General features: G+C 73.6%; 8 protein-coding genes. 3 read left to right on the top strand and 5 right to left on the bottom strand.

Features of this window, described 5'->3' with window-relative positions; genetic code table 11:
• Positions 1-302: 302 nt before the first annotated feature.
• Positions 303-1130, top strand: a complete 828-nt coding sequence (locus ACFC1R_RS25910; RefSeq protein WP_375942467.1) for an IclR family transcriptional regulator — start codon at positions 303-305, stop codon at positions 1128-1130.
• A gap of 148 nt (positions 1131-1278) precedes the next feature.
• Here the strand turns inward: ACFC1R_RS25910 and ACFC1R_RS25905 are convergent, their stop codons facing one another.
• The 5 genes from ACFC1R_RS25905 to ACFC1R_RS25885 form a co-directional block, all read right to left on the bottom strand.
• The gene (locus ACFC1R_RS25905; RefSeq protein ID WP_375942465.1) at positions 1279-2097 is read right to left on the bottom strand and encodes a winged helix-turn-helix domain-containing protein; all 819 of its coding nucleotides are present in this window, start codon (positions 2095-2097) and stop codon (positions 1279-1281) included.
• Positions 2098-3027: 930 nt separating this feature from the next.
• Complete coding sequence (locus ACFC1R_RS25900) at positions 3028-3651, bottom strand: ATP/GTP-binding protein (RefSeq protein ID WP_375942463.1); 624 nt, start codon at positions 3649-3651, stop codon at positions 3028-3030.
• Positions 3632-4081, bottom strand: a complete 450-nt coding sequence (locus tag ACFC1R_RS25895; protein ID WP_375942461.1) for a DUF742 domain-containing protein — start codon at positions 4079-4081, stop codon at positions 3632-3634. Before ACFC1R_RS25895 ends, ACFC1R_RS25900 begins: the two co-directional genes overlap by 20 nt.
• An 8-nt stretch (positions 4082-4089) precedes the next feature.
• Positions 4090-4509, bottom strand: coding sequence for a roadblock/LC7 domain-containing protein (locus ACFC1R_RS25890; RefSeq protein ID WP_045298245.1), 420 nt, complete (start codon positions 4507-4509; stop codon positions 4090-4092).
• Complete coding sequence (locus ACFC1R_RS25885; protein WP_375942459.1) at positions 4506-7499, bottom strand: nitrate- and nitrite sensing domain-containing protein; 2994 nt, start codon at positions 7497-7499, stop codon at positions 4506-4508. The genes ACFC1R_RS25890 and ACFC1R_RS25885 overlap by 4 nt, the downstream gene beginning before the upstream one ends.
• A gap of 536 nt (positions 7500-8035) precedes the next feature.
• Here ACFC1R_RS25885 and ACFC1R_RS25880 point away from each other — a divergent pair.
• Both ACFC1R_RS25880 and ACFC1R_RS25875 read left to right on the top strand, forming a co-directional pair.
• On the top strand, positions 8036-9886 hold the full coding sequence (locus ACFC1R_RS25880; protein WP_375942457.1) for an AMP-dependent synthetase/ligase: 1851 nt from the start codon (positions 8036-8038) through the stop codon (positions 9884-9886).
• Between the two features lie 246 nt (positions 9887-10132).
• The gene (locus ACFC1R_RS25875) at positions 10133-10531 is read left to right on the top strand and encodes a hypothetical protein (RefSeq protein ID WP_375942455.1); all 399 of its coding nucleotides are present in this window, start codon (positions 10133-10135) and stop codon (positions 10529-10531) included.
• Positions 10532-10559: the final 28 nt, after the last annotated feature.

Genomic DNA, 10559 nt, shown 5'->3' with positions numbered 1-10559 from the left:
CGTCCAAGGCTACCGACGGCAGTCGGGGCGGACGGGCCGGTGCGGATCAGCCCGGTGCCCCGGCCGGCGTCTCCGCTCCCCGGCGGGTCGCGTCGGTCGGCTCCTCGACCCGGCTGCCGGTACCACTCCCAGGCCCCGCACCCCGGTCTCCCACATCCTGGGAGTGCCTGTTCATCGAAGCCGTGTCATTGCAACACTGTGGACACACGGCCGTAGCAGAGCCTGCCATACCCTGGGAACCACAGCGGAGTCGAGAGGGCCCGGGCCCCGACTTCCCAGCCATCCGGACGACGCGAGGGCACATGGCCGAGGCCGCAACCATCCAGACCGCGCCCGCCGGGGCGCAGGCGGTCCGGCGAGCGCTCGGGCTGCTGCACTGCTTCCATGACAACGGCCCCGACCACAGCGCCTCGGACCTGGCCCGGCGTACCGGTCTGTCGGTCTCCACCGCACACCGGCTGGCCCGCACCCTGGTCAGTACCGGTTTTCTGGAACAGGACGCCAGGACCGCCCGCTACCGGCTCGGCCCGGCGGTCGCCGAACTCGGCCAACTGGCCTTCCACCAGCGTGGGCTGCACCTGGCCGGCCCCGAACTGGACCTGCTCGCCCGCCGCACCGGAGCCGTCGTCGACCTCGCGGTCCGCAGCGGCCCGCACGCCGTGATCCTGGTCGGCGGCTCGGTCCGCCGGGGAACCGGCCCGGGGCTGCGGCGCCCGCTGCACTCGACCGCGCTCGGGAAGGTCCTGCTGGCCTGGCCGGGCCCGCGGAGCCACGCCAAAACCGAGGCACTCGCGCACGTGGACTCCTGCTCGCGTGCGGACGACGTGGCGGAACTGGGAACGCTCACCGCCTTCACACCACGTACGATCACCGAACCCGCCCTGCTCGTGGCCGAGTTGGCCAAGGTCCGGGCTGCCGGGTACGCGCTGAACGACGGCGAGTCCGCCGTCGGGGTGCGGACGGTGGCCGTGCCCGTGCTCGACCACTCAGCACGGGCGCGCTTCGCGCTCACCGCCCGGTCGACACCGGACCGCCTGACGGGCGGACAGCTGAGCCGGACCCTTGACCAGGCACGGGCCTGCGCGGCCGCGCTGGGCGTCCTGCTGCTGCCGCCGGAGCAGCGCGCCTGAACGGCGGCTGCAGGCAGCGGGCACCGCGCGGCCCGGACCCGCGGCGGCCCGGATCGGCGGCGGCCCGGACCCGCGGCGCAGCGGGCTGACGTCGGAGCGGGCCGGCCCGCCGCGGTCGCGGGCCGGCCCGTGCGCGAACTCCGGTGCGTCACGCCACCGGTGTGTACTTGTAGCCGACCCGACGGACCGTCACGATGCTGTCCCGGTAGGCCGCACCGAGCTTGCGGCGCAGTCGGGCCACGTGCACGTCCACGGTCCGGCCGTCGCCGACGTGGCCGTAGCCCCAGACGGCGGACACCAGGTGGTCCCGGGTGTGCACCCGCTGCGGGTACTCGGTGAGGTGGGCCAGCAGCTCGAACTCCAGGTAGGTGAGGTCGAGTAGCTTGCCGTCCACGTAGGCGCTGCGCCGCTCGGTGTCGACGCTGATGCCGCGTGCGGCCGGCCGGGCAGACCGGGCCCCGGGGACCGGTCCGCCCGGGGAGGCCGCAGCGGCCGGGCCCGAAGCGGCGGCGGCCTGCCCGACAGCCTGTGAGCCCGCGATCGACTGCCCCGACGGCGAGTCGGCCGACTCGACGGGGACCAGCACCAGGTACCCGACCAACGGCTGGCCGGCGGCGGTCGTGCCGAACTGCGCGCCGTACTGGGCGAGGAGGCCCTGCGGGAGCGCCGACTGCGGCAGGGCCGCGACGACGGCCGCACCCTCGGGGAGCGCCTTCAGCAGCGCCTGCGGCGCGACGGTGTGCGCAGCGGGGTGGGCGGCGGGGTGTGGCGCGGCCGCCGGGTGCTGCGGAACCGCGGGTCGCTGCGGGGCCGCAGGGCGCTGTGCAGGAGTGGGGAACTGGGCAGGAGTGGCGTGCTGGGGCGCCGTGGAGTGCCACCGCTCGGCCGTCGACGGGACGGAGCGGACCGCCCGCAGATGCGGGGTGGTGGCCGGGACGGACAGGGTGGCAGTGGAGGAGGAGGACATGGTGCCGCTCTTTTCGCGCGTGACGGATGAAGGGGTTCGTCTGCGCGTCCACCGGACCGTACTGCCGCAGCTGAGGTGGGTCAGCGGGCGGAGGGCCGGGACGCGCGGGGCGAGCCCGGACACGTCTGGTCGAAGAGGTGCGGTTGCCGGGACGGCCAGAAGGGCTCCAGATCGGAGCGACCCCCGGCGCTGCTGTCCACGGCACGGTCCGTGCCGCCGTTGGACCTGCTGAACTGACTGCTGTGCCCGTTCCCTTGGCGCAGCGTCAGGCGGGGTGTTCGAGTACGGCTCATGTCGCCCGATCCGGGAGAGTGTCGATGTGCGGTGCGTGTGGTCAGAGTGCCACCGGACGCCGGACGTCCGTGCGGGGGTGGGTGCGCGGGCGAGGCTGCCGGTGCGGCTGGAAGCCGGGTGCGTGAGAACAGCTGGAGAGCAGGAGCAGAGAGCAACTGCGGGGTGTGGATGCCGTGCGGTGCAGTGCGATGCGTGGGGTCAGCGACAGCAGGTGCTGCGACAGCACGCGTCGGTGCTGCGGACGGCACCGGGAGGGCAGGCGCTGCGACAGCGGGCGCTGGAGCTGAGCGCGAGGTCGATGTACCGGCGGACCGTCAGCACCGACCCGGCCGGGGCAGGGGCGAGGAAGGACCGGGAGCCGAGTACTGCGGTCACTGCACTGCCCTCCCCCCGGATGGTGCGGGCACTGCGCCCGACGTGTGCGGGCGTGGCGCCCGGCGGCCTGTCGGTAAAGAGCGTTCCACGGCCAGGGCACCCGAGGCAACCCGGATCGGGCGATTGTTCCGGTATACGGACTGTGATCCCAGTATTTGGGACAGCGGTGCGGTGAACACCGGCCTCCGGCCGTCCGACGGGTCCGAAGCACCGGCCCCCGGCGAGTCCCCGCCGTCCGTACCGGTGGGTCCGAAGTGCCCGTCAGCGGCGGGTCGCCACGTGCTCGACCAGCCGGATCAGCAGCTCCTTGCCGTCCTCGCGGCGACGCGCGTCACAGAGCAGCACCGGCACCCCCGGGTCCAGGTCGAGCGCCTCCCGGACGTCCTCGGGGGCGTACGTCTCGGCGCCCTCGAAGCAGTTCACCGCGATCACGAACGGGATGCCGCGCTGCTCGAAGAAGTCCACCGAGGGGAAGCAGTCGGCCAGCCGCCGGGTGTCGGCCAGCACCAACGCGCCCAGTGCCCCCTGCGCGAGCTCGTCCCAGACGAACCAGAACCTGTCCTGCCCCGGGGTGCCGAAGAGGTAGAGGGCGAGCCCGGGGCGCAGGTCGATCCGGCCGAAGTCCATCGCCACCGTGGTGGTGCGCTTCGCCTCGATGCCCGCGGTGTCGTCCACCGGGCGCCCCAGCTCGCTGAGCTGCTCCTCGGTCCGCAGCGGCCGGATCTCGCTCACCGCACCGACCAGCGTGGTCTTGCCGGCCCCGAAGCCGCCCGCCACCAGGATCTTCAGCGCGACCGCACCCCAAGGGGATCCGGCGGCCCCGGGTGGGCCATCGCCCCTGTCCTGACCGCCATGTGACCGTACGTCAGAGTGCGCGGAGGCCATTGATCACGTCTCGCAGCAGGCGCTCGTCCGGGAGTTGGGCGAGCGGAACGGGTCGGATGACACTGATCAGCCCGGTCTCGTGCAGATCACCGAGCAGCACCCGCACCACGCTGACCGGCAGGTCGGTGTACGAGCCCAACTCCGCTACGCTCAGCGGTTCGTCGCGGCAGAGCCGCAGAATGGCGTGCTGCTCCGGCTCCAACGCGTGCTCCACGCCAGGCAGTTCGACCTCGTCGACCGCCCTGATCAGCGAAATCAGGTCGAACAGACCCTCCTCCACCGGTCGGACCCGGCCCCGCGTCATCGAGAACAGCCGCACCACCGGGCCGGCTTCGTCGTCGAACCAGCGCTCCTCCTCGGGCGGACGCAGCCCGGACGGCTCCGCCGCCGACACGGCGAGCGGCTCGGGTGCGGTGTCCTCGATGCTCATCGGCGCACTCATCTCCCCGGCGGAGTGGCCTCGGCGCGCGGCTCGGACGACAGGTGCTCGCCGACCCGCTTGACCAGCAGTGCCATCTCGTAGGCGATCTGGCCCACGTCGGACTCCGCCTCGCTCAGCACGGCGAGGCAGCTTCCGTCGCCCGCCGCCGTGATGAACAGGAAGGCCTCGTCCAGCTCGACCATCGTCTGCCGGACCCCACCCACCTGGAAGTGCCGGCCGGTCCCCTTGGCCAGGCTGTGGAAGCCCGCCGCGACCGCCGCGAGGTGCTCGGCGTCCTCACGCTCCAGCCCGCCGGACATGCCGGTGGCCAACCCGTCGCTGGACAGGATGACCGCATGCCGCAGGGCCGCGACTCGTCCCACCAGGTCGTCCAGGAGCCAGTTGAGTTCTCCGGCCGGCTGTGTCGTTGCGGTCATGATTCGGTTCCTTCCGTTGGTGCAGGCTGAGCTTGTCGTGCAGGTGATACGGACTGCTGGGACGGTGCGAACGGTTCCGGTGACCCGGACCGCGCGGGCGACCCGGACCGCGTGGGTGGTGTCGCGGGCTGTGCGGGTGGGACGTACGGCGCGGGCCGGGCGGTCAGGGCGGGCCGGGCCTGCGGCGCCGGGAGCGCCGCCGGTACCGGCGCGTCGGGTGCGGTCGGGTTCGGCACCACGGTCAGCGAGGCGGGCTGGATCCGGTCGCCCCGGCCGCGCTTGTAGCCGCGCTGGAACGAGGCGAAGGTCGCCCTGGCCTCCTCGGGCGAGCGCTCCCGCACCGGCTCGCGCGTCCCGGGCGCCGGTTCTCCGGCCGCGGCGGCTGCCGCAGCCGCCGCGGCAGCGGCCTTCAGCTGGGGCGCGAGGCTGGCCTGCCGTACGCGCCGGGGCAGTCGGCCGCCGGCCGCTGTCGGCGGCGCACTCTGCACGGGAGGCCGATCGGCGGACTCCGACGGCCCGTCAGCGGGCGCCGAGGAGACGGCGGCGGGCGCAGGGGACGGAACGCGTGCAGGGGACGGAACGCGTGCAGGGGACGGGCCGGTCTCGGGGGACTGGCCGGCCGCCGCCTCCGGCTGGGGCGGCGCGGCGTGCGCCGGGGGCGCGGTGCGAACGCCACGCCCTCCCTCGGCGGACTCCTGCGCGGCCGGGCCACCCACTCGGCGGTGCCGCCCGGTCCCGGCGCCGTCCTCCGCGTGCAGCGCGTCCACGGGCACCAGGGTCGGCCCGCCCGGGTTCGCGGCACCGGTGCGGCGGCGCGGCAGCCCGCCCGGCGTACGGGCGGGTTCGGGTACCGAGGGGCGAGGGCCGCCGGACAAGCGCTCGACGGCACGGACCGGCTCGACGCCCTCGACGGGCGCCCCGGCGCTGCGCTGGTGCCCGCCGTCCTCGGGAAGCGCCGGTACGGCGACCAGCTCACGCTGACCGCGCCGCGCGCCCCCCGCCGCCGAGCCGGCTGCGCCGCCCGGTGTACCGGCCGCACCACTGCCCCCGGAGGCCCGTCCCCCGCCGGCGGACCTCGCCCCGCCCGCCGGGTCCGGCGCCTCCGCCAGGAGCTCGCGCGGGATCAGCACCACGGCCGAGGTGCCGCCGTAGGGCGAGGGCCGCAGGTGCACCCGGATGCCGTGCCGCAGGGCGAGCCGACTGACCACGAACAGGCCGAGCCGGTCGGTGTCGGCGAGGTCGAACTCCTGCTCCTCGGCCAGTCGTTGGTTGATGTCCGCGAGGGCCGACTCGCTCAGCCCCAGGCCCCGGTCGTCGATCTCCAGGCAGAAGCCGTGGGTCGCCACCTCGCCCCAGACCGTGACCTGGGTGTTCGGCGGCGAGTACAGCGTGGCGTTCTCGACCAGTTCGGCGACCAGGTGGGTGACGTCCGCGACCGTGCTGCCGAGCAGTCCGGTGCCGGGGAACGGCCGGACGACCACCCGGGCGTAGTCCTCGACCTCGCTGACCGCCGCCCGGACCACGTCCACCATCCGGACGGGCTTGCGCCAGGCCCGGCCGGGCGAGCCGCCGGCCAGGATGATCAGGCCCTCGGCGTGCCGCCGCATCCTGGTGGTCATGTGGTCCAGGCGGAACAGGTCCTCCAGCTCGGTGGGGTTCTCCGCCCTGCGCTCCATGGCGTCCAGCAGGGTCAACTGACGGTGCAGCAGCACCTGGTTGCGACGGGCCAGGTTGACGAAGACCGCCGACACGCCCCGGCGCAGCTCGGCCTGTTCCACGGCCGCCTCGACGGCAGCGCGCTGGACCGCGTTGAAGGCCCGGCCGACCTGGCCCATCTCTGCCGGCCCGAAGTCGAGCGCGGGCGCCTCCGCCGCCACGTCCACGGCCTCGCCCCGGCGCAGCCGGAGCATCACGGACGGCAGCCGGGTGTCGGACAGCTCCCGGGCGGCGTTGCGCAGGGCGATCAGTTCGTGCGCCAGCCCCCGGCCGATCCGGTACGAGATCGCGATCGAGAGCACCACCGCGATCAGGCCGATCGCACCGGCGATGCCGCCGCGCACCAGCTGGTCGGTCGCGTACGAGCGCGCGCGCTGGCCGAGCGCGGCGTCCAGCCGGTTGTTGACGTCGGCGAGGGAGGTCAGGGCCTGGTCGGCGGCCGAGCGCCAGGAGTTGTCGGACAGCCGCTTCACCGCCTGGATGCGGTCGGGCGAGTCCTCGAAGAAGGCCTCCGCACTGACCAGGGCCATCCAGTTGTTGCCGCTGCGCACGTTGCGGTAGCCGGCCTGGTCCTGCGGGTCCAGCTCGTCGATGTAGACGCCGAACAGCGCCCGTTGGTTGTGCAGGCCGTCCAGCGCCTCCTGGAGCATCGAGGCGTCGGGGTCGGCGGAGATCCGCAGGCCCTCCATCGCCGTGTCCTCCCGGGAGAGGTACTCGCGGGCCCGCATGAGCTCCGTCAGGATGGTCCCCTGCCGGGGCAGTTGGCCGCTCTGCCGGCTCACGAAAGCCGAACGGAAGCTGAAGACCGGCTCGATCAGCGCGCTGTACTGGTCCAGGACGTACGCCCAGCCGTTGGCCCGGCGGGCCACCTGCCCCCGGATCGGGACGAGTTGGTCGCCTCCGGCCAGGATGTCCTGGAGCCGCTTGCGCTGGCCGTAGTCGAGTCGCTCCCCGTCCGAGCCGTCCGCCTTGGCGCGCAGCGTCCCGAGGTCCCGGTCGGTGACGGCCTGCGCCTTGCGGTAGGCGTCCGCGAGGGGGTCGGAGTCGGGGGCGGCGAGTACGAGCACGGCTGCCCGGCGCTCCGACTGGACGTCCCGCGCGTACTGGTCGGTGGCGCTGCCGAACGAACGGTAGGCGGAGACGACGTCCAGCTGCCGCCAGACGTCGCCGGTGGTCACCAGGGTCGCGTAGACCCAGAGGCCGGTGAGGGCGACGATGGGCACCATGAGCAGCGCGATGATCTTCGCGCGGATCGAACTGCGGCGCAGACGCATGGAGTCCTCGGTCGGGATGGCTCTCGGGCGTGGACAGGGGCGGTACTTCGGCTGCGGTCGGGGAGTCGGTCGGGGCGTCAGTCATGGCGTGCGCCATGCCGGACGTCAAGACACATGCCGGACCACGTACGGGCCGCACGCCGGGCCATGTGCGATCTGCGCGAGCTTACTACTCACTGACCATCCGTTCGAAGGGTCGAATCCATTGTCCCGAGCCGGTTGCCGCGATCATCACGGTTTGCCCGTTATCGGCTGACATGTCCTGCTCGACGGAGAGGCACCGTGAACACTGGCATGTGCCGGTTCCGACCATGGTCCGTCACAACCCTGGGCAGCGCTGCGACGATCGGGTAGCTTCGCAAGCCGACCGCGCGCCGGACCGGCCGGACGCGGGCCGGAGCACGCGCCCGACGGCCGGAGCACCGGGGCCGGAGGCCGGCACCGGACACGGGGACGGGCACCGCGACCGGACGCCGGGACCGGACCGGGGCCGGACATCAGGATCAGCGCAGGGAACGACGGGGATCGGGGGCACTGTGCGCGAGTTCAGCAGCCCACCGCTCACCGCCCCGGCCACCGGCGGACTGGCCGACTCGGTGTACGACACGGCCGAACGCGCTCCCGGCCTGGTCCAGTTGTCCCGCCGGGCACCGACCGGAGGCCCGCCGGACGACCGGTCACCGGTCGAATGGCTGGACGTGACCGCCGTCCAGTTCCGCGACGAGGTCACCGCCCTGGCGAAGGGCCTGCTCGCCAGGGGCGTCCGGTACGGCGACCGGGTCGCGCTGATGTCCTGCACCCGGTACGAGTGGACGCTCTTCGACTACGCGCTGTGGTCCATCGGCGCCATCCCGGTACCGGTGTACCCCAGCTCCGCCGCCGAGCAGGTGCGGTGGATCCTGGCCGAGACCCGCGCCGTCGCCTGCGTCGTGGAGAACGAGGACCACGCCATGACGGTCGGTGCGGTCTGCGACGCACTGCCCGACCTCACCGGCATCTGGCAGTTGGACCGGGGCTGCGTGCCGGAGCTGGTCGAGGACGGCCGGAGCGTGCCCGACGGCCTGGTGCACCGCCAGCGGCTGGGCGTCACCCCCGACGCGGTCGCCACCGTCGTGTACACCTCCGGCACCACCGGCCGACCCAAGGGCTGCCTGCTGACCCACGGCAACCTCGCCGCCGGGGCGGACGCCCAACTGGCCGGCTGGCACGAGGTGTTCCTGGACACCGGCGGAGTCCCGCCCGCGACCCTGATGTTCCTGCCGCTGGCCCACATCTACGGCCGGATGGTGCAGATCACGGCGGTGCGCGGCGCGATCCGGATCGGCCACCACGGCACCCTCTCCACCGACACCCTGCTGCCCGCCCTCACCTCCTTCCGCCCCACCTACCTCCACGCGGTCCCGTACGTCTTCGAACGGATCCACCAGCGGGCCCGGGAGGCCGCCGAGGAGGCCGGTCGCGGCGAGCTCTTCGCCCAGGCCGGCGACGTGGCGATCCAGTGGGCCGCCGCCCGGGAGCAGCGCACCTTCGGACAAGGCCCCGGCCCGAGCGCCGCGCTGCGCCTGCGCCACCACGCGTACGACCGGCTGGTCTACCAGCGGCTGCGCGCCGTCCTGGGCGGGCGGGTCCGCAACCTGATCAGCGGCGGATCCACCCTCCGACGGGAGTTGGGCCTCTTCTTCGCGGGCATCGGCACGACGGTCTACGAGGGCTACGGGCTGACCGAGAGCAGCGCCGCGATCACCGCCAACCCGGCGCGCAGGACCAAGGCGGGCACGGTCGGGCGCCCGCTGCCCGGTGCCTCGGTGGCGATCGCCGACGACGGCGAGGTGTGGGTGCGCGGCGACACGGTCTTCGCGGGCTACCTCAACCACCCGCGCTGCACCCGGCAGGCCCTCCGGGAGGGCTGGTTGGCCACCGGCGACTTCGGCAGCCTCGACGAGGACGGCTACCTCAGCATCACCGGCCGCAAGAAGGACCTGATCGTCACCAGCAGCGGCAAGAACGTCGCCCCCGCCGCCCTGGAGGACCGCGTCCGGGCCCATCCGCTGATCTCCCAGTGCCTGGTCGTCGGCGACAACCGCCCCTACCTCACCGCCCTGGTCACCCTCGACCCGCCCGCTCTCGCCCACTGGCTCAAGAGCCACGGCCGCGAACAGCTCGACGTCCGGGCCGTACTGGCCGACCCGGAGCTGCACGCCGAGGTCCAGCGCGCCGTCGCCGCCGCCAACACCGCCGTCTCCCGTGCCGAGTCGATCCGCGCCTTCCGCCTGCTGCCGGAGCAGTTCAGCATCGAACAGGGCCTGCTGACCCCTTCCTTGAAGCTTCGCCGCCAGGCCATCCTCCAGCTGCACGCGGCCGACGTCGAGGAGCTGTACGCGCTGTAGCCACCGGGCGGTCCACGGCTGCCGCGCCGGCCGAGACTGCTGGGGCGGCGGGGGCGGCACGGAGCAGCCGGGGTGCCAAGGACAGCCGAGGCGGCAAGGAGTGGCGGGGACCCGACGAGGTGCTCCGACTGCCGGCCCAACCCTTGACGGACCGCCTGGTCCAGTCCGATGTATGGCTCCGTCCCGTGTGCGGCATGCCGAACCCTCCCTCCCCATCAGGGAATTCCCCTCTCCTTCCCCACACAGGTGTCCTCTCGTGTCCACCGCCCTGCGGCGGCTCGCCGCCTGCGCCGCGAGTTCGGCGCTCATGGTCCTCGGTGCCGCCGGGCCGCCCGTGCCACCACCGACGGCCCGGCGGCCGACGCGGTCAACCTCGCCACCAACCCCGGCTTCGAGATCCCGACCCTGCCGCTCGCCGACCGGGAATCCGTCCCCGGCTGGAACTGCGGGATCGGCACCGTGCTCACCGCCACGGCCGACTTCAGCCGGGGTCGGTCGAACATCTACCACAGCGGCACCCTCCAGCCCGGTGACGTCATCCTCCTGCACTTCACCGACACCCTCGCGAGCGACCTGCAACGTGCCCTCACCGCTGCCGAAGCCGCCGGACTCACGCCGGCCGGCCTGATCGGCTACCTGCCCTGACCGGCCTTCCGCAGGACGGCGGCCGCGC

The organism is Kitasatospora sp. NPDC056138 (assembly GCF_042264695.1).
Taxonomy (GTDB): Bacteria; Actinomycetota; Actinomycetes; order Streptomycetales; family Streptomycetaceae; genus Kitasatospora.
This window is presented reverse-complemented; position numbering and strand designations above follow the sequence as displayed.

Coding starts and splice junctions, on each gene's coding strand:
- ACFC1R_RS25910 (WP_375942467.1), top strand. CDS start 303: ATGGCCGAGGCCGCAACCATCCAGACCGCGCCCGCCGGGGCGCAGGCG.
- ACFC1R_RS25905 (WP_375942465.1), bottom strand. CDS start 2,097: ATGTCCTCCTCCTCCACTGCCACCCTGTCCGTCCCGGCCACCACCCCG.
- ACFC1R_RS25900 (WP_375942463.1), bottom strand. CDS start 3,651: ATGGCCTCCGCGCACTCTGACGTACGGTCACATGGCGGTCAGGACAGG.
- ACFC1R_RS25895 (WP_375942461.1), bottom strand. CDS start 4,081: ATGAGCATCGAGGACACCGCACCCGAGCCGCTCGCCGTGTCGGCGGCG.
- ACFC1R_RS25890 (WP_045298245.1), bottom strand. CDS start 4,509: ATGACCGCAACGACACAGCCGGCCGGAGAACTCAACTGGCTCCTGGAC.
- ACFC1R_RS25885 (WP_375942459.1), bottom strand. CDS start 7,499: ATGCGTCTGCGCCGCAGTTCGATCCGCGCGAAGATCATCGCGCTGCTC.